The 19,924-nt window shown below is 41.1% G+C and carries 18 protein-coding genes; 13 read left to right on the plus strand and 5 right to left on the minus strand.

Annotated elements, in window-relative coordinates:
- Window positions 1-7: 7 nt before the first annotated feature.
- Window positions 8-1,579 (minus strand): murein biosynthesis integral membrane protein MurJ, encoded by a 1,572-nt coding sequence (gene murJ, locus L5B90_RS07435; protein ID WP_250351184.1) that lies wholly within the window; start codon window positions 1,577-1,579, stop codon window positions 8-10.
- Window positions 1,580-1,851: 272 nt separating this feature from the next.
- On the opposite strand from murJ, the gene rpsT reads away from it, so the two are divergent.
- Window positions 1,852-2,115, plus strand: a complete 264-nt coding sequence (rpsT, locus tag L5B90_RS07440; protein WP_250363764.1) for a 30S ribosomal protein S20 — start codon at window positions 1,852-1,854, stop codon at window positions 2,113-2,115.
- Between the two features lie 54 nt (window positions 2,116-2,169).
- Here the strand turns inward: rpsT and L5B90_RS07445 are convergent, their stop codons facing one another.
- On the minus strand, window positions 2,170-2,856 hold the full coding sequence (locus tag L5B90_RS07445) for a YtjB family periplasmic protein (RefSeq protein ID WP_265762516.1): 687 nt from the start codon (window positions 2,854-2,856) through the stop codon (window positions 2,170-2,172).
- A 113-nt stretch (window positions 2,857-2,969) separates the two neighbouring features.
- Here L5B90_RS07445 and serB point away from each other — a divergent pair, with 113 nt between their 5' ends.
- The 3 genes from serB to def all read left to right on the plus strand — a co-directional run bounded on the left by serB (window position 2,970) and on the right by def (window position 5,077).
- Window positions 2,970-3,929 carry a phosphoserine phosphatase gene (gene serB, locus L5B90_RS07450; protein ID WP_265762517.1) on the plus strand — a complete coding sequence of 320 codons (960 nt, stop codon included), beginning with the start codon at window positions 2,970-2,972 and terminating at the stop codon, window positions 3,927-3,929.
- Window positions 3,930-3,931: 2 nt separating this feature from the next.
- Window positions 3,932-4,423 carry a YajQ family cyclic di-GMP-binding protein gene (locus tag L5B90_RS07455; protein WP_265762566.1) on the plus strand — a complete coding sequence of 164 codons (492 nt, stop codon included), beginning with the start codon at window positions 3,932-3,934 and terminating at the stop codon, window positions 4,421-4,423.
- A 144-nt stretch (window positions 4,424-4,567) separates the two neighbouring features.
- Window positions 4,568-5,077, plus strand: coding sequence for a peptide deformylase (gene def, locus L5B90_RS07460; protein ID WP_265762518.1), 510 nt, complete (start codon window positions 4,568-4,570; stop codon window positions 5,075-5,077).
- A 71-nt stretch (window positions 5,078-5,148) separates the two neighbouring features.
- On the opposite strand, the gene fabR is transcribed toward def, so the two are convergent.
- Window positions 5,149-5,769 carry an HTH-type transcriptional repressor FabR gene (gene fabR / locus L5B90_RS07465; RefSeq protein WP_250351179.1) on the minus strand — a complete coding sequence of 207 codons (621 nt, stop codon included), beginning with the start codon at window positions 5,767-5,769 and terminating at the stop codon, window positions 5,149-5,151.
- A gap of 9 nt (window positions 5,770-5,778) precedes the next feature.
- Window positions 5,779-6,678: a DNA-binding transcriptional regulator OxyR gene (oxyR, locus tag L5B90_RS07470; RefSeq protein WP_265762519.1), complete on the minus strand. Its 900-nt coding sequence runs from the start codon at window positions 6,676-6,678 to the stop codon at window positions 5,779-5,781.
- Window positions 6,679-6,814: 136 nt separating this feature from the next.
- Between oxyR and L5B90_RS07475 the strand changes: the two genes are divergently transcribed.
- Window positions 6,815-7,549 carry a glutathione peroxidase gene (locus tag L5B90_RS07475; RefSeq protein WP_395896620.1) on the plus strand — a complete coding sequence of 245 codons (735 nt, stop codon included), beginning with the start codon at window positions 6,815-6,817 and terminating at the stop codon, window positions 7,547-7,549.
- A gap of 79 nt (window positions 7,550-7,628) precedes the next feature.
- Here L5B90_RS07475 and L5B90_RS07480 read toward each other — a convergent pair whose 3' ends face one another.
- Entirely contained in the window at window positions 7,629-7,850 is a 222-nt protein-coding gene (locus L5B90_RS07480; RefSeq protein WP_250351177.1) for a SlyX family protein, read from the minus strand.
- Window positions 7,851-7,936: 86 nt separating this feature from the next.
- On the opposite strand from L5B90_RS07480, the gene L5B90_RS07485 reads away from it, so the two are divergent.
- The 8 genes from L5B90_RS07485 to L5B90_RS07520 form a co-directional block, all read left to right on the plus strand.
- A complete protein-coding gene (locus tag L5B90_RS07485) occupies window positions 7,937-8,641 on the plus strand; it encodes an FKBP-type peptidyl-prolyl cis-trans isomerase (RefSeq protein WP_265762520.1) in 705 nt (234 codons plus the stop codon).
- Window positions 8,642-8,713: 72 nt separating this feature from the next.
- Entirely contained in the window at window positions 8,714-9,379 is a 666-nt protein-coding gene (locus L5B90_RS07490; protein ID WP_250351175.1) for a helix-turn-helix transcriptional regulator, read from the plus strand.
- Window positions 9,379-9,759, plus strand: coding sequence for a sulfurtransferase complex subunit TusD (gene tusD, locus L5B90_RS07495; protein WP_250351174.1), 381 nt, complete (start codon window positions 9,379-9,381; stop codon window positions 9,757-9,759). Before L5B90_RS07490 ends, tusD begins: the two co-directional genes overlap by 1 nt.
- Window positions 9,756-10,118, plus strand: a complete 363-nt coding sequence (tusC, locus tag L5B90_RS07500) for a sulfurtransferase complex subunit TusC (RefSeq protein ID WP_250363758.1) — start codon at window positions 9,756-9,758, stop codon at window positions 10,116-10,118. Before tusD ends, tusC begins: the two co-directional genes overlap by 4 nt.
- Window positions 10,119-10,153: 35 nt before the next feature.
- The gene (locus L5B90_RS07505; protein ID WP_250363757.1) at window positions 10,154-10,456 is read left to right on the plus strand and encodes a DsrH/TusB family sulfur relay protein; all 303 of its coding nucleotides are present in this window, start codon (window positions 10,154-10,156) and stop codon (window positions 10,454-10,456) included.
- Between the two features lie 39 nt (window positions 10,457-10,495).
- Window positions 10,496-13,618, plus strand: coding sequence for a UDP-N-acetylmuramoyl-tripeptide--D-alanyl-D-alanine ligase (locus L5B90_RS07510; RefSeq protein WP_265762521.1), 3,123 nt, complete (start codon window positions 10,496-10,498; stop codon window positions 13,616-13,618).
- Between the two features lie 759 nt (window positions 13,619-14,377).
- The gene (locus tag L5B90_RS07515; protein ID WP_250363755.1) at window positions 14,378-15,268 is read left to right on the plus strand and encodes an OmpA family protein; all 891 of its coding nucleotides are present in this window, start codon (window positions 14,378-14,380) and stop codon (window positions 15,266-15,268) included.
- A 20-nt stretch (window positions 15,269-15,288) separates the two neighbouring features.
- The coding region (locus L5B90_RS07520; RefSeq protein WP_265762522.1) for an Ig-like domain-containing protein at window positions 15,289-19,924 on the plus strand (4,636 nt) is incomplete at its 3' end.

The raw sequence follows: 19,924 nt of genomic DNA on the forward strand, positions 1-19,924 counted from the left end.
ATACTGTCTATGAATGTACTAAATGGCGTTTGCGGATGCCTAAAAGTAGCAAAGCACCGCCATAAATCAGTGCGGCGAGTGCAATGAGCCACACTAGCCAGTGAATACGCTGAAGCAATGCCATTTGTTGCCACTGAATTAAACTTGGGCAATAGTGCCAAATGACAGCCCCCATTATTAGCCCAGCGGTAAAAACTTTGACAAAAAACACCGCACTTTGTTTACTAAAGTGATACACATTGGCTTGCGCCAGACCACGGTAGAGTAAATAGGCATTTAAGGTGGCAGACATTGCCGATGCAATGGCAAGGCCAACATAACTAAATGGAATCGCAAGCAGGTTGAATGCCATATTGCTCACCATCGCAATAATACCGATTTTCACCGGCGTTTTGGTATCTTGACGGGCATAATAGCCATTGGCCAGAATTTTGATGAGCATAAAACTGAGTAACCCCATATTAAATGCCCATAAAGAATAAGACGCGGCTTGCACATCAGAAAATAAAAATTCACCGCGCATAAAGAGAACGAGTAACATTGGTTGGGCGAGTACTCCGATGCCAATCATTGCTGGCACACCAAGCAATAAAATCATTCGCACTCCCCAATCCATCGTGTTACGAAAATCCAGCGCACTTTTTTCTGCATTATCTGTACGATTAACGTGGTGGCGCGCGAGTGTTGGCAAAATCACAGTAGAAATCGCAATACCAAATAACCCAAGAGGAAATTCGAGCAAGCGATCGGAATAATAAAGCCAGCTGATGGATCCTGTCATCAAGAAACTGGCGATAAAGGTATCAAGCAATAAATTGATTTGACTGACGGAAACCCCGAATAAGGCTGGGAGCATCAGTGTGCGGATTTTTTTTACCCCTTCATCATTCCACGCCCATTTCGGTTTTACTAATAATCCCGCTTGTTTTAAAAAAGGCAATTGAAATAAAAACTGCAACAAACCACCCATAAAGATCCCAATGGCAAGCGCAAGATCTGGGCTGGCAGTGTGGGGGGCGAGGAAAAGGGCGGCGCAAATCATTGCAATATTAAGTAACACGGGCGAAAATGCCATTACACCAAATTTACCTAGCGTGTTTAAAATTGCCCCCGATAAGGCAACAAAGGTAATAAACCATAAATAAGGAAAGGTAATTTTGAGTAACAGCGAGGCTTGCTCAAATTTCACCCCATTTACCCCATCATTCAACCAATCAATAAACCAGCCCGTGCCGAAAATGGCGGCAACCACTGGAGAGAAAACCATCGCAAAGGCGGTAACAAGGGTGACTAAGCCCCCTAATGTTCCCGATACTTTACTGATAAATTGTTGCGTTTTGTTGAGATCACCTGTTTTTTGGTATTCTGCTAAGACAGGGACAAAGGCTTGGGAAAATGCCCCTTCAGCAAATAAACGGCGTAAAAAATTAGGGATACGGTTGGCGAAAAGAAACACATCAGCACTTAAACCCGCCCCAATAATGTGGGCGATAATCACATCTCGCACCAGTCCAAGCACGCGAGATAATAAAGTCATTGTACTGACGATAATGCCAGATTTTAATAATCGTTTACTCAAAATTGCTTTCTCATCAAGAAAAATTTGGCTTAATTGTATAGAAATTTCGTTTTTAAGCTATATTCTAGGCAAAAAAACTGATAAAATTCGCCCACATCGTTTCGGTGGGCTAATTTCAAGCCAAATTTTTAGCGAACGATGCAAATTTTTCGGTTGTGTCTCACCGAGCCTCAGACAGTATTTAATAAATTGTTTTATTGACAATTGTATAGAGAAAAGGCATAGTTCACGCCTTTATTTGTAAATTCAACAGAAATTTTAGGAGTTTGACCTTGGCTAATATCAAGTCAGCTAAAAAACGCGCGATTCAATCAGAAAAACGTCGCCAACACAATGCAAGCCAACGCTCTATGATGCGTACTTACATTAAGAAAGTATATGCTGCAGTTGCTGCAGGTGAAAAAGCGGTTGCACAAGCGGCTTTCTTAGAAATGCAAAAAGTTGTGGACCGTATGGCATCTAAAGGCTTAATCCACAAAAATAAAGCGGCAAATCACAAATCTAAATTATCTGCTCAAATTAAAAAATTAGCGTAATTTCAGATTAAAAAATTCAGAAAAATAAAACCGCACTTTAAAAGTGCGGTTTTTTTATGCTTTATTTTTAAATCGTCTGCGTTTGCGATGATAGGTTAAACGGTTTGTTGGAGAGGATGGCTTTTTAACCGGTTGTGAAAGCTCAAGTTGTTTGCGTTTCACTCTGCGATAACGGCTCAAAAAATAATGAATGGAACTGGCAAATAGCACGCCAGTGAGAAACACAATAATGATCTCACCGTAAAGACGGTTAAAAATCAGGTTGATTTTGCTTTGTGTCGTTTGTCCATATTTATTATTGAAGGTAACACGCAAAAAACCTTCTACCCCCTCAGAAGAATAAATCGGTTCAACAATTTGCTGATTGATGATTTCTTTTGCTGCGGGCTGATCAAGCCCTAATTGCAGACGTAATAATGAGGCATTGGAACTCTGTGCTAACAGCTCGCCCCGTTGAGAATAAACCGAGGCGTCAAGGATAAAATCTTCTTTCACAAAATTATCCAAGTTTTCGGTTAGTTGTTCTGATTTTGCATTATTGAGCAAGAGCATTGAAAATAAATTTGCTTGCTGACGCACTAATAAATGGGAAAGATTAGTGACTTGGTTAATACTGGCTAATTGTGATCCTAGCTTAAATTGCTGCACGCCGAATAAAATCACGCCCATTATGCCAAGGCAAAATAAGATGATGATAAAAATCATCGCAATTTTTAGTGCTTTTTCTTTAATAAGTTGCACGTTATTTTCCCCAAGATTTCACAAAATAAGCTAGAATAAGGCGTTATTTTAGTCTATTTATGATTGCACGACACAATAAATCGTAAAAATGCCGATAATTTACAGGATTTTCTATGCGAACACAAAATCTCAGTCAATTACAACAACACTATCCTAATCTACCTTGCCCGTGGCAAAGGGAACAACCTGCTTCCACAGGACAAGATTATTTTATGCTTTATGGTGAAACATTAAGTCTTGCCAAGTTACAGCAATTCCAACAGAAGTGCGGTGAAAATTTTACCATTTTTGACTATTGGCTCGAAGGGCATTATCTTGCAGTGCTATTACAAGGTTATTGGCAATCACAATGGCAAGCCTACGCACAGCAATTAGAGGTGGATATTGCATTACTCAATTTTTCTGCCCGCTTGCAGAAAAAAGGCTTATTAGTGATGGATATGGATTCCACTGCCATTCAAATTGAGTGTATTGATGAAATTGCGAAATTGGCTGGCACCGGTGAGCTGGTATCTGAAATCACCGAGCAAGCAATGCGTGGTGAATTAGATTTTGAGCAAAGCTTGCGTCGCCGTGTCGCTACATTAAAAGGGGCTAAGGAAACAATTTTGCAACAAGTGCGAGAGAAATTACCACTCACCTCAGGTTTACGCGAAACCATTCAAGGTTTGCAAAAATATGGTTGGCGAACGGCAATTGCCTCAGGTGGCTTCACTTATTTTGCCGATTATTTAAAAGCCGAATTAGGGCTTGATGTGGCAGTTTCCAATCAATTTGAGATTGTGGACGGTATGTTAACCGGTGAAGTACAAGGTCGCGTAGTGGATGCGCAATATAAAGCGGAAACCTTGCGTCAATTAGCCGAACAATATGGCGTGCCAATGGAAAACACAGTTGCTATTGGTGATGGCGCAAATGATTTAGCAATGATGAACGTCGCAAATTTAGGGGTGGCATTCCACGCTAAACCGAAAGTGCAACAACAAGCACAAATTGTGGTAAACTTTGCCAACTTAACCGCACTGTTATGTATTTTAGGTGCGAATGACCGAATAACGAAAAACGAGGAGTAATGATGCCTTCATTTGATATTGTCTCTGAATTAGACGCACACGAAGTGCGTAACGCGGTAGAAAATGCCAACCGTGATTTAGCAAACCGTTGGGATTTCCGCAATGTGCCTTCTTCTATCGAACTAAACGAAAAAAATGACACCATTAAAGTAGCAAGTGAATCGGATTTCCAAGTAGAGCAGTTGGTAGATATTTTGCGTAATGCCTGTATTAAGCGTGGCATTGATTCTGCATCATTGGATATTCCTACTGAATATGAGCATAGCGGAAAAACCTTCAGCAAAGAAATTAAGCTGAAACAAGGGATCGAAACGGAGATGGCGAAAAAGCTCACTAAGTTGATCAAAGAATCTAAGCTCAAAGTACAAACTCAAATTCAAGGAGAGCAAGTGCGTGTTACAGGAAAATCTCGTGATGACTTGCAAGCTGTGATTCAATTAGTGAAAAATGCCGAACTAGGGCAACCTTTCCAATTTAATAACTTCCGTGATTAAAAGGAAGATCATATTCGCTTAATGCCGCATATTTATGCGGCGCTTTTATTGGGTGAAAAACGCAATGTGCGGTTGTTTTTATTGGCGTTTTAGCGGAAAGCCGTTAAACTATGCCGACAGTTTTAGCAAAGGAATAATGAATTTATGGCATTACTTGATGTATTGATTTACCCCGATGAGCGCCTTAAAACCGTCGCGCAACCGGTGGAAACATTTGACCAAGAATTACACCAGTTGATTGAGAATATGTTTGAAACAATGTATCACGAACAAGGGATCGGCTTAGCAGCAACCCAAGTTGATGTACACCGTCGTGTGATTGTGATCGACATTGAAGGCACGAAAGAAAATCAAATTGTGTTAATTAACCCTGAAATTATCGAAAGTTCTGGCGAAACAGGCATTGAAGAAGGTTGTTTGTCTTTACCGGGAATGAATGGTTTTGTGCCACGTAAAGAAAAACTTACAGTACGCGCATTAGACAAAAATGGTAAAGATTTTTTACTTAATGCCGATGGCTTATTGGCGATCTGTATCCAGCACGAAATTGATCATTTAAATGGTATTGTTTTTGCTGATTATCTTTCTCCGCTTAAGCGTCAGCGTATGAAAGACAAACTGACCAAGCTGAAAAAACAGTTGCAAAAAGCCTAACGGTTAATAAAAGAAAACCTGCGATTAAGCAGGTTTTTTGTTGAAAAAATTGACTCAAAAAGCACCGCACTTTATTTGATGGGCTTTTCCTTTTGGGCTGCATAGGCGGCACCTTTAGCCAGCATTCGCAGTTGTAAGATCACCCGTTCTTTGAGCAACTCACGCTCTTCCTTATTCATATCCAACGCATTTGCGCCCGCAGTAAATACCAGCGTAACAATGCCTTCTGCTTGGATATACGCAATGTGGCGCGAATAGCCATTACGTTCGGCGATATATTCTGCCAGTTCATCAATAAAATGTTTAATCTCGCGTGCTGCCGCTGTGCGGAAAGCGTGCGAAGTACCAGAGCTTTCACGCAATAAAAGACGGAAAACGTTAGAGCTGTGCGTGATAAATTCAAAGAAAGTATTGACCGAAATCACAATAACGCTTCCACCATTTTCTAGCCGTTTGCGTGCTTGGCGCATTAATTGGCGGAGCATTAGACCGGCTTCATCAACCATTTCTAATCCGAGTTCGTCCATATCGCGAAAGTGGCGATAAAAAGAGGTGGGGGCAATGCCCGCTTCTCTCGCCACTTCACGCAAGCTCAGATTGGAAAAACTTTTTTCTGCGCTGAGCTGATTAAATGCGGCACTGATTAATGCACGTCTGGTTTTTTCTTTTTGAATTGCACGAACACCTGCCATTTTGCCCTCTTATTTTTGCTGAAGGATTGGGGAGATAATCTGGCTAATGGTGTTTGCCACACGTTCATAACGCATTCTTAGCGGTGAGCCGGGACGATAAATTAATGCCACAGTGCGTGAAGGCTCAGGCACACAAGGAAGGTATTTTACTCCAGTTCGGTTCCCTTCGTTTAATACCGCAAGCTCCGGCATTAACGTCATTCCTGCATTGGCAGAAACCATATTGCGTAAGGTTTCAAGGCTGGTGGCTTGGAAATGTGGATTTTCTTTTGCCCCTGCGGTGAAGCAATAGCCCAGCGCTTGATCACGTAAGCAATGACCGTCATCTAACATCAGCATTTCACAACCTTTCAATTTGTCCATTGGGATACTTTTTTCTTTTGCCCAAGCGTGTTCTTGAGAAATGGCAAGCAACATTTTTTCTTTAAATAATGGCACTTCAATAAAGGCTTCCGTTTCTGGCACTGTGGCAAGAATGGCACAGTCTAAACGTCCACTTTCCAGTTGTTCTAACAGCTGGTGAGTTTGTGCTTCATATAAAAATAGCTCTAAATCAGGAAAGGCTTGTTTCAGCGCTGGCATAATGTAAGGTAAAAGATAAGGTCCAAGAGTTGGAATCATTCCAATATGCAATGGCCCAGTCATTTCTTTGCCTTGATTGCTTGCCATTTCTTTTAGCACTTTGACTTCGCGTAATACGGTGCGTGCTTGTTCTACAAGAAGTAAACCCGATTGAGTAAATAATACTTTACGGCTAGTACGTTCTAATAAAATTATGCCCAGTTCATCTTCCAACTTGCGGATTTGTCCGCTTAAGGTTGGTTGGCTAACGTGGCAAGCATCGGCAGCACGACGAAAATGTTTATGTTCGGCGAGTGCGACTAAATATTCTAAATCACGGATATTCATATTTTCCTCAGCTTTCCTCATCATAGAAAGGAACAATTAAAAGGATAGGTATTAATCGTTTGTAACTATATCATGATTTTCACTATAATTCACCCCGTCAATAAGAAATCATTACTTTAATCGCAATAGGAGAAAGATGATGACAGCAACAATGGAAGGAAAAAAAGTTCCTCAAGTAACATTCCATACTCGTCAAGGTGATCAATGGGTTGATATCACCACCTCAGAATTATTTGATAACAAAACGGTAGTGTTATTTTCATTACCGGGCGCATTTACCCCAACTTGTTCATCAACACACTTACCACGTTATAATGAATTAGCTTGTGAATTCAAAGCATTAGGTGTGGACGATATTATCTGTTTATCCGTAAACGATACCTTCGTAATGAACGCGTGGAAAGCGGATCAAGAAGCAGAAAACATCACCGTAATTCCAGATGGTAACGGTGAATTTACTGAAGGTATGGGGATGCTTGTTGATAAAGATGACCTTGGTTTTGGTAAACGTTCTTGGCGTTATTCAATGCTTGTGCGTAATGGCGTGGTGGAAAAAATGTTTATTGAGCCAAATGAACCGGGTGATCCGTTCAAAGTCTCTGATGCCGATACAATGATCAAATATTTAAAACCTGATTGGCAAGCAAAACCTTCGGTATCAATCTTCACTAAACCGGGTTGCCCATTCTGTGCGAAAGCAAAAGGGTTATTAAAAGTGAAAGGTTACACCTTTGAAGAAATCGTGTTAGGCCGTGATGCAAGTACCATTTCTGTGCGTGCTATTACAGGTAAAACAAGCGTACCACAAGTCTTCATCGGTGGAGAATACATTGGCGGTAGCGACGATCTAGAAAACTATTTCGCAAAATAAATATTAATCCCATAGCATAAATTAGAAACTTCCTATAAAAACCTTTGGCTAATCCTTGTGATTAGCCTTTTTTCTGTGTTTAATAATGAGGTGGCGGCGTTTCTTCTGCTTGACTCGCAATATTGGAAGGTTGCAAATCTTTTAACTTCGCCGCTAAATGACGTAGCTGTAACTGCATTTTCTCAAGTATAAATTGTTGTTCCACTAAGGCTTGGTTTAATTCCTCAATAGCCTGTTCCTGAAATGCCACTTTTGTTTCTAATTCGGCAATTTGTTTTGCGTGTTCAAGTTGAATTTGCATAAATAATCCTTAAATAATGGTTGTTAAATTGTGCAATACAATTTAACCTATCAAAAATTCCGATTCATTATAAAGGATGATAAACAATGTTAAAAATTCAAAAATTCTCTCTTATCACCCTCGCATTAAGTGCGGTGGTTTCTAGCTCCGTTTTTGCTAATCAAGCAACGGATAAAAATTTCAATGATGAAGCTTCTTATGTGGTGGGTTATGCCACAGGAAAACAATTCCTTGAGACCTTAATTAATGATCAAAAAGATGTGATCAATTATGACAAAACCCGTGTATTACAAGGGGTAAAAGATGCTTTAGACGGAAAAGGCGATCTCACCGAACAGCAAGTTCAAGAAAAATTAAAAGTGATTGGCGACAAAGTCTATGAGGCACGTCAAGCAAAAGTGAACGCTGAAAATGAGAAATTTACCGCTGAATTTATGAAAAAAGAGGGCGCGAAAAAAACTGCTTCTGGCTTAATGTATCGCATTGAAAAAGCAGGCGAAGGCGTGGCGATCAAACCTGAAGATAAAGTGAAAGTACATTACACAGGCAAATTAGCAGATGGCACGGTATTTGACAGTTCTGTTGAACGTGGTCAGCCAGCAGAATTCAAATTAAATCAAGTCATTAAGGGCTGGACGGAAGGACTTCAGCTCGTGAAAAAAGGCGGTAAAATTGATTTATTAATTCCTGCTGACCTAGCTTATGGTAAACAAGGCGCAGGCCCAATTCCACCAAATGCAACGTTATATTTTACGGTTGAAGTATTAGACGTAATCCCTGAGAAAAAATAATCAAAAACGACCGCACTTTATTTCTTAAAAGCAAAGTGCGGTCGATTTTTCCATCATTTTGAGAAAAAACCAATGCTAACAGATAGACGCCCTTTTACGGATGAAGATCGTGCTATTTTAACCTCTTATGTCGCAGTAGTAGATGGTGTGAGTGCATTAATCGGCAGTCATTGTGAAATTGTGCTACATTCTCTTGAAGACTTTGAGCATTCTGCCATTTGCATTGCTAACGGGCATAATACCCATCGTCGAGTTGGCTCGCCCATTACGGATTTTGCGTTGAAATCGCTCAAAACAATGCAAACGGAGAATGTTTCCAAGCCCTATTTTACCCGCGCAAAGGGTAACGCATTGATGAAATCAGTGACCATTGCGATTCGTAATCGTGAAAAACGGATCATCGGTTTATTATGTATCAATATCAATTTAGATGTCCCCGTGAACCAATTTATTCAAGCATTAATGCCCCCTGCGGAACAACATTCTGCTTCAGAAGTGAATTTTGCCAGTTCTGTTGAGGAATTAGTTAGCCAAACCATCGAACAAACGGTAGAAGAAATTAGCACCGATCCCCAAGTTGCGAATAACAATAAAAATCGTCAAATTGTCCTTTCTTTATATGAAAAAGGCATTTTTGATATTAAAGATGCAATTAATTTAGTGGCGGAACGCTTAGATATTTCTCGTCATACCGTGTATTTGTATATTCGCCAAATTAAACAAGATGAGCTTAAATAATGCGTTATGTCATCGCCGTAAAACAGCCTATTTATGGTTCACAAGGTGCATTTCTTGCCTACCAACTTGCCCAAGCCTTGATTGAAAAAGGGCATCAAATCAGCCAAGTGTTTTTTATGCAAAATGGCGTAAGCAACGGCAACGGTTTTGTCTATCCCGCTAATGACGAATTTAATTTACAACAACATTGGCAAACCCTGAGCAAACAGCATAACATTCCTTTGCATCTTTGTATTGCCGCTTCACAACGCCGAGGTATTGTGGACGCATTAAGCAGCAAAGATAAACAACAAAATAATTTAGCAGAAAACTTTGTGTTAGCCGGACTCGGCGAATTTAGCCAAGCGTTATTGCAAGCAGATCGAGTGATAACCCTATGATTAAACTGGCTTTTGTATTTACCCAACCGCCTTACGGCACAGCAACAAGCCGAGAAGGTTTAGATGCCCTACTTGCCGCCACTGCTTTTTGTGATGAAAGTGAAATTGCCGTATTTTTCTTAGATGACGGGATTTTTAATTTAATTGCTTATCAAAAAAGCGAAGAAATTTTACAAAAAAACGTGAGCCAGCCTTTTAAATTGCTCGATTTATACGATATTGAACAGCGTTATCTGTGCCAACAATCGGTGCAAGCCTTACAGCTTGAAAAAACAAATTGGCTGATCGATTGCGAAATACTCCCCCGTGCCGAGTTAATGGAAAAATTACAACAGGCAGAAAAAGTACTGACATTTTAACCTGTTTCGTTTCATTCTTTTTTCAGGAAATCATTATGCTTTATACCTTCGCCAAAGCGGATTACGACAGCCAAACCCTCGCCCGTTATTTTGCTCATTTCACCCAACAAGATTGCCTTGTATTGTGGCAAGACGGCGTACTTCTTCCTCTCAAACACCCTGAGCTTTTCGCGCAATTAAGCCAGCCTTATTATGTGCTAGAAAACGACATTCACGCCAGAAATTTACAAAAAATCGCACCGCACTTTGTAAATAATGATGAAAATAAAGTGCGGTTAATTTCTTTGCAGAATTTGGTGGAACTCACTGAGCAATATTTTCCGCAAATAGGGTTGTAAGAGATAATTTTTAGCAATAAATATTTTTAAGGTGTAAATATGGAAAAGTTAGTATTAGCTGTTTGTAATATATTAAAAAATAATAGAATAAATAATTTATCTCACCCGTTGTCTAAAGCCATTATTTTATCAGTCAGTGATGGTGTAGAAAGAGCGAAAGTTAAAACATTATGGGTAGATGAAAAATTAGTTATTGCAGCAGATTTAAGTAAAAAAATTATTTCTCATTTATCATTATTACAATCGAAATTTGAAAATCCAATTAAATATATTCGTATTGAATGGGCATTGAATTCCACTGCAATGGAATGGGGAAAATTTAAGTCTGATTTATCTCGCTATAAGCGTAATTATTTCCGTGCGGGTATTGCTTTTAAAGGTGAAAGAGAGCCTTGGTTACTTTTAACGGAAATGGAATTAAATGCCAATGCGTGTTTGTATGTTGGCGCTGATGAAGTATCGGCTGGCGTTAATCAGAGAAATTTGGAGCGCTATATTAAGGCTCGTCACGGTAGTAGCCAAATGCCAACTTTTGCAGATAATGAGGAAATACGTATTTTCCAGACCGCGGGTTTTTTTCTTGATGTGGAAAAAAATGATTATTACCAGCTAGATACTCAGCCACGTTATCAAGGACATCGTAAAATTGAACCTTTTGGTTTAGATGAAGTTCAGGAATTAATTCGTTTATCAACTACTTATTTATCAAAACAAGTAAAAGAAAATGGCGTCTATGAATATGGGTATTTCCCTTGTTTTGACCGCGTGATTCCCACCTATAATACATTACGCCATACAAGCAGTACGTATGCTTTGCTGGAAGGATATGAAGCTTATCGTCAACAAGTAGAAGATGGAGTTGTAATTGTTGATGAACATATTTTTATTGAAATTAAACAACAGATTGATAAAGCATTAGATTATTTATTGACACAATCCATTCGAGATTATGGTGAGAAGTCTTACGTCATTGATACGGGAAATGAAATTAAATTAGGTGCAAATGCCGTGGCGATTTTGGCATTGACGAAATATTTAATGGTTTTTCCAGATACACCACATAAAAACCATTATTTAATGTTATGTGAGAAATTGGCTTATGGTATCTGTGCGATGCAAAAAGAAAATGGGGCATTTATACACGTTTTAAATGCGAATGATTTATCTGTTAAAGAAGAAAATCGAATTATTTATTATGACGGAGAAGCCGCTTTTGGATTGATGCGGCTTTATGGGCTTACCAAAGATAAACGTTGGTTGGATTGTGTGGTGAATGCATTTGATTATTTTATTGCAAATAAACACGAAAAAGCCCACGACCATTGGTTATCTTATTGTTCTAATGAACTGGTGAAGTATGTACCAGAGAAAAAATACTTTGCTTTTGCTGTGCGTAATGTAGCTGGTTATATCAGCTTTATTCGAAATCGAATTACAACGTTTCCTACATTGTTAGAATTATCAGTGGCATTTCATCAAATGCTAATAAAATTAGAATCCTTTCCAGAATATAAAAAGGAAGTTTTAGCAAATTTTGATGTACCTGCATTTTATGACGCATTACATAATCGCGCGAAATATTTGGTGAATGGATTTTTCTTTCCTGAAGTGGCAATGTTTTTTAAAAAACCGCAAAGTATTTTGTATGGCTTTTTTATCAGACATCACGCATTCCGTGTACGAATAGATGATGTGGAGCATTATTTATCTGGATTGGTTGGCTATCATAAATTATTAAAAGAACATATTCATCAAAATACTGATGAGAAAAGTGTGGAGAAGCCTGAGCCATTAAATAAGTGGACGCTACCGGAAATTGCGAATGGACGCTGGCTTGTGCCACCAAAAGATGAATGGCGTGTGGCAGGGGTTTGTGCGTGGCCCAAAAATTTTAAAACAGGTTATTTATTGGTTGAACGCAGTAAAAGTATGGCGCAAGGGTATTTGCCTAGAGTGAGTGTGAATGCTTTATTAAAACGTGGGGCAGCAGGCGTGATAACTGACGATGAAACCGCAACTTATGCGACAGATGCGCCTGTGTTATGCGTGAAAGATATTCGTCGAGCAGTATTAAATATTGGATTAGCCACAAGAAATGCGTTTAATGGTAAAGTGATTGGTGTGACAGGTAGTGCGGGGAAAACAACAACGGTTTGTATGTTGGCGCATTCCTTAAATCAAATTAGTAAAACTGAGCAAACGCTAGCGAGTGCAAATTTGCCGATAGGCATTGCTTGGAATATGGCATCAATGGCGCAATCTGCCAATTTCTGGGTACTAGAAATGGCAATTGGCAATATGAATTTGAACACTCAGTTGGCTCAGCCCGATATTGCGATTATTACGAATATTGCCCCAGCTCATCTTGAATATCATAAAACGATTGAGAATATCGCACTTAAAAAAGCACGCATTTTTAATGGAATGAAAAAGGGAAGTTTGGCGATAATTTGTCGTGATATTCCGCAGTTTGAGCTAATTTATTCTTTAGCGGAAGCAAAAGGATTGCTTGTACTAACTTATGGGGAGCATTCTCAAGCGGATATAAAATTACTTGAATATAGTCACGAAGTTTCCACAATTAAACTTCCTGATGCTTCAAAGGTAAAGCTGACACTTGCTGCTAGTGGGAAGCATTTTGTATTAAATGCAATGGTGGCTTTAGCTATTTCTTATTCTTTTCATTTTGATATAAAAAAGGTTTGCGAGGGATTATCTTCATTTTTACCTGTTCAAGGACGAGGTGAGTGCTTTCGTGTAGAGTTTAATGAGCTAGATATTGAGGTCATTGATGATGCTTACAATGCAAATCCTTTATCAATGTCAGCCTCTCTAGAACATTTTGCTCAATTGGGAAACCCTGAAAATAAAGTATTAATTATTGGCGATATGCTAGAGCTTGGTGTTGATAGTGATAAATATCATTATGAGCTAGGGGAACGCTTGGCAAAAATGAATGTACGCCATATTGCATTAGTCGGAAAAAGTGTTAGTCGCGTTGTGGCAAGTGTCTTGAAACAAGCTCAGCGTAGTTATTTGGCATTTGAGAATGTAGAGGCATTGAAAGTCGCATTGCCTAATATACTGAAGCAGAACGATTTGGTATTGTTAAAGGCATCTAATTCTATTGGATTAAATGGATTATTGCAGAAACAACATTAATTGTATTTATTTTACAATAAGAAAATAACTGCACTTGAAGGCTCAGCAAGTGCGGTTATTTTTTTGCGAAAAATTTTCAAAAAAACACCGCACTTACTATTTTGTATTATTTTTAGCCTTTAAATCAGATAAAAAAATTAGAAAAGCGTGAAATATTTTTTGATGTAAACGAGTAAGCTGGCAAAAAATTGATTTTTGTCAAAGATTTTGAAAAAAAAAAGTGCTAGGGGGGGGGTGGCTTGTTTTTTCATCAATTGATATAATTAGTCACGCTTATAAAGCATTTTTGTATGCTTTTTAAGCTGAAAAAATAATCATTGATTATTAAAAATGAGAAAACAATAGATTTTGTTTAATGCATAATCAATTTGTATTCTCTTTTAATTAGGGACTACTAATAATTTGGTCAGGGAAGAATTTTTTAAGCATTAAATTTGATGCTATTTAAACCTAAAGAACCAATAACTACCAACCTTATTACTTGAAAGTAAGTCCTTTTTATGTAGCAACTTCATAAATTTGGTGTTGCTATTATTGGCGTTTCTTTAGTACATCTTTAATTGTTAGCATTGTAGTACTGATTAACTTTCAGATAGTGTCCATCTGATATGACGTTAAGATGAATTTGTTAAGAAATTAAATTTGATGGAAAAAGGAAGTTCTATTTTAGATTTAATTATTATTAAATCGAATCATCTTTTATTGTTCATTTTTATGTAGCCTCAATGCTACATTTGAATGGATAGGAGTTCCAACTTTATGAGATTTAAATATCAAAAGTTAGCTTGGGTATTGTTTCCTCTTGCGTTAACAGGATGTTCAACACAAAAGTTAACTTGGGTTGATACAAAAAACGTACCGTATAGCAATGACGTTCCAGAGGGGCGTTCCTCTATCGTAGTTTATCGTCAATCAGATGTGATCGACGGTCCTACAATAAATGTTTACATTAACAGTGAATATTTAGCTTCTCTGCAACCAAATGCTTATCGCCAAGAAACTGTTTGTGCAGAAAATCAAAAGATTTATGGTGAATTTACGCATCAAGATCCAGGGTATCAGGCGAAAGAAAGAGAAGGTAACTTCTATGACTTAGCTGTAAATCAAGTATCTTTTTTCAAAGTTGCTAATGTAAATGGCAGACCTACCATTATTCAGGTTTCTGAAGAGCAAGCTAAGGCAGACCTTAACGGTATGCCAAAACAAACTCACACCCTTTCTCGCGTTGATCATTTGAAAGAATGTCCGAAAGTGTTGAAGAAATTTAACCTTGAGGCTTCGGCATTATTCAAATTTGATCGTTCAGATTACGCCAATATGCTTCCTAAAGGTAAACAAGAAATTGTCGCTATTGCAAAAGAGATTAAGCAAATGCCAGATAAAATTGGCGATGTTACAGTAATTGGTTATACCGATCCTGAAGGAAATGCAAATTATAACCAAAAACTTTCGGTTAAACGTGCAGAAACGGTGAAAAAAGCATTGGTATCGGAAGGGGTTAATGCGAGTTTCGTTAAGTTTGAAGGTCGAGGTGAAAGCCAGCCGTTAGTCGCTGATTGTAAAGTTCGTTATCCAAAGAATACGATTGCTCGTAGAGCCTGTGATCAGCCGAATCGTCGTGTAAGTATTGTTGTACACGGGGATAAGTAGTAAGGAAAAGGTAAAATATTATGGCTAGAAATATAACATTAAAGATTAATAGTGCTAAAGAAACGCTTGAAACAGTTAATTTAAAGGCTGGAGCAGGAAAAGTAACAACGGTTTCCGCACAAAGTAAAGTGAATTATCAGTTAATTGATAATAAGACGGGCTTTGCTCCGGAAAATATTATGATTAAACGTGATGGTAAAGATTTGAAAATCGCGTTTGAAGGATCAAAAATTGAAAATCCTGATTTAATTATTAGTAATTATTATGATGAAGAAGTTGGGGCATATAAAGATAGCCTACTTGTAGGTACTTACGAAAATGGTGAGGTTTACCCTTATGTCCCAGAAAGTACATTACAAGCAGATGCTGTAACTGAGTTGGATGATCAGGTTTCTGCGGGTCAAGCATTGGGTGGAGAACCAATTGGTGCGTTTTGGGCTTTTAATCCATTGTGGTTGCTCGCGTTACTTCCACTTTTCTTTGTGGGAGCAGTTAAAGGTGGGCATAGTAGTGGAAATAACGACACAGATACCATTGCTCCAGCCGCCCCAGATGTAGAAGCGCAAGAGGATGGCTCAGTCACGATCACCCCACCATCAGAGGAAGACACCAAAGAAGTGGAAACCCGCTATACAGATGAAGAGGGTAATCCACATACGGTGGTAACGGAAAAAGATGAAGATGGCAACTGGAGCGTGAAAAACCCTGATGAAAATCCAGGTGTTACGGTCGATCCAGAAACCGGTGTGGTGACTATTCCAGAAGACAAAGTGAAAGACGGGTCTGAGGTCGTATCGAAAGCCAAAGACGAGGCAGGAAATGAAAGCCCAGCAGATAAAGATACGGCAAAAGATGTGACCCCAACAGGTAAGCCAGATGTAGAAGCCCAAGAGGATGGTTCAGTCACAATCACCCCACCATCAGAGGAAGACACCAAAGAAGTGGAAACCCGCTATACAGATGAAGAGGGGAATCCACATACGGTGGTAACGGAAAAAGATGAGGACGGCAACTGGAGCGTGAAAAACCCAGATGAAAATCCGGGTGTTACGGTCGATCCAGAAACCGGTGTGGTGACAATTCCAGAAGATAAAGTGAAAGACGGGTCTGAGGTCGTATCGAAAGCCAAAGACGAGGCAGGAAATGAAAGCCCAGCAGATAAAGACACGGCAAAAGATGTGACATCACCAACCGCCCCAGATGTAGAAGCGCAAGAGGATGGCTCAGTCACAATCACCCCACCATCAGAGGAAGACACCAAAGAAGTGGAAACCCGCTATACAGATGAAGAGGGTAATCCACATACGGTGGTAACGGAAAAAGATGAAGACGGCAACTGGAGCGTGAAAAACCCAGAGGAAAATCCGGGTGTTACGGTCGATCCAGAAACCGGTGTGGTCACAATTCCAGAAGATAAAGTGAAAGACGGGTCAGAGGTCGTATCGAAAGCCAAAGACGAGGCAGGAAATGAAAGCCCAGCAGATAAAGATACGGCAAAAGATGTGACCCCAACAGGTAAGCCAGATGTAGAAGCCCAAGAGGATGGTTCAGTCACAATCACCCCACCATCAGAGGAAGACACCAAAGAAGTGGAAACCCGCTATACAGATGAAGAGGGGAATCCACATACGGTGGTAACGGAAAAAGATGAGGACGGCAACTGGAGCGTGAAAAACCCAGATGAAAATCCGGGTGTTACGGTCGATCCAGAAACCGGTGTGGTGACAATTCCAGAAGATAAAGTGAAAGACGGGTCTGAGGTCGTATCGAAAGCCAAAGACGAGGCAGGAAATGAAAGCCCAGCAGATAAAGACACGGCAAAAGATGTGACATCACCAACCGCCCCAGATGTAGAAGCGCAAGAGGATGGCTCAGTCACAATCACCCCACCATCAGAGGAAGACACCAAAGAAGTGGAAACCCGCTATACAGATGAAGAGGGTAATCCACATACGGTGGTAACGGAAAAAGATGAAGACGGCAACTGGAGCGTGAAAAACCCAGAGGAAAATCCGGGTGTTACGGTCGATCCAGAAACCGGTGTGGTGACAATTCCAGAAGACAAAGTGAAAGACGGGTCTGAGGTCGTATCGAAAGCCAAAGACGAGGCAGGAAATGAAAGCCCAGTAGATAAAGATACGGCAAAAGATGTGACCCCAACAGGTAAGCCAGATGTAGAAGCCCAAGAGGATGGCTCAGTCACAATCACCCCACCATCAGAGGAAGACACCAAAGAAGTGGAAACCCGCTATACAGATGAAGAGGGTAATCCACATACGGTGGTAACGGAAAAAGGTGAAGACGGCAACTGGAGCGTGAAAAACCCAGATGAAAATCCGGGTGTTACGGTCGATCCAGAAACCGGTGTGGTGACAATTCCAGAAGACAAAGTGAAAGACGGGTCTGAGGTCGTATCGAAAGCCAAAGACGAGGCAGGAAATGAAAGCCCGGCAGATAAAGACACGGCAAAAGATGTGACCCCAACAGGTAAGCCAGATGTAGAAGCGCAAGAGGATGGCTCAGTCACAATCACCCCACCATCAGAGGAAGACACCAAAGAAGTGGAAACCCGCTATACAGATGAAGAGGGTAATCCACATACGGTGGTAACGGAAAAAGATGAAGACGGCAACTGGAGCGTGAAAAACCCAGATGAAAATCCGGGTGTTACGGTCGATCCAGAAACCGGTGTGGTGACTATTCCAGAAGACAAAGTGAAAGACGGGTCTGAGGTCGTATCGAAAGCCAAAGACGAGGCAGGAAATGAAAGCCCAGCAGATAAAGATACGGCAAAAGATGTGACCCCAACAGGTAAGCCAGATGTAGAAGCCCAAGAGGATGGTTCAGTCACAATCACCCCACCATCAGAGGAAGACACCAAAGAAGTGGAAACCCGCTATACAGATGAAGAGGGTAATCCACATACGGTGGTAACGGAAAAAGATGAGGACGGCAACTGGAGCGTGAAAAACCCAGAGGAAAATCCAGGTGTTACGGTCGATCCAGAAACCGGTGTGGTGACAATTCCAGAAGACAAAGTGAAAGACGGGTCTGAGGTCGTATCGAAAGCCAAAGACGAGGCAGGAAATGAAAGCCCAGCAGATAAAGACACGGCAAAAGATGTGACATCACCAACCGCCCCAGATGTAGAAGCCCAAGAGGATGGTTCAGTCACAATCACCCCACCATCAGAGGAAGACACCAAAGAAGTGGAAACCCGCTATACAGATGAAGAGGGTAATCCACATACGGTGGTAACGGAAAAAGATGAAGACGGCAACTGGAGCGTGAAAAATCCTGATGAAAATCCAGGTGTTACGGTCGATCCAGAAACCGGTGTGGTGACAATTCCAGCAGATAAAGTTCAAGATGGTTCAGAAATAGTATCGAAAGCTAAAGATGGCTCAGGTAATATCAGTCCAGAGGATAAAGATATTGCTAAAGGTATAGATGATGCCGATGCAGACGCTGATGCGGATGCTGACGCCGATGCTGACGCCGATGCAGACGCTGATGCGGATGCTGACGCCGATGCCGATGCCGATGCGGATGCTGATGCAGATGCTGACGCTGACGCAGATGCCGACGCGGATGCTGACGCCGATGCTGACGCCGATGCGGATGCCGACGCGGATGCTGATGCTGATGCCGATGCCGACGCTGATGCGGATGCCGATGCAGACGCAGATGCTGATGCTGACGCGGATGCCGATGCGGATGCAGACGCTGATGCTGATGCTGACGCGGATGCCGATGCGGATGCTGACGCGGATGCCGATGCAGACGCCGATGCGGATGCTGACGCAGATGCGGATGCTGACGCAGATGCGGATGCTGACGCTGATGCAGACGCCGATGCAGATGCCGACGCGGATGCTGATGCTGATGCCGATGCAGATGCTGACGCCGATGCGGATGCTGACGCTGATGCAGATGCAGATGCTGACGCCGATGCGGATGCTGACGCCGATGCTGATGCAGACGCAGATGCGGATGCTGACGCTGATGCAGACGCCGATGCAGATGCCGACGCTGATGCCGATGCGGATGCTGACGCTGATGCAGATGCGGATGCTGACGCCGATGCGGATGCGGATGCTGATGCCGACGCTGATGCTGATGTAAATGAAGATCCTATAGCTGAACCAGATACCGCGAAAGGCAGCAACGATGCGCCGGCGACAGGTAACGTGCTAGAGAATGACCGTGATCCAAATGGAGACCCATTAACGGTAACGGGCGTGAAAGTCGATACTAATGGTGATGGTCAAGCAGATGACATTCCAGTTGGCACAGAAACGACCTTGACGGACAACACAGGTAAAGAAATCGGTAAAGTGTTGGTGAATAAAGACGGTACTTATACGGTTACACCAGCAGAGAACTATACCGGTGAGTTACCACAAATTACTTACACGGTGTCTGATGGTAAAGGTGGTGAAGCGTCTTCGACCTTAACGGTCACCAATGGTAATGAAAATGCCGCTCCAGAAGCCGCCGCAGATACCGCGACAGGCAGCAGCGATGCGCCAGCGACAGGTAACGTGCTAGAGAATGACCGTGATCCAAATGGAGACCCATTAACGGTAACGGGCGTGAAAGTCGATACCAATGGCGATGGTCAACCAGATGACATCAATGTAGGAGAAGAAACAA

The organism is Avibacterium sp. 20-129 (assembly GCF_026226845.1).
GTDB lineage: Bacteria > Pseudomonadota > Gammaproteobacteria > Enterobacterales > Pasteurellaceae > Avibacterium.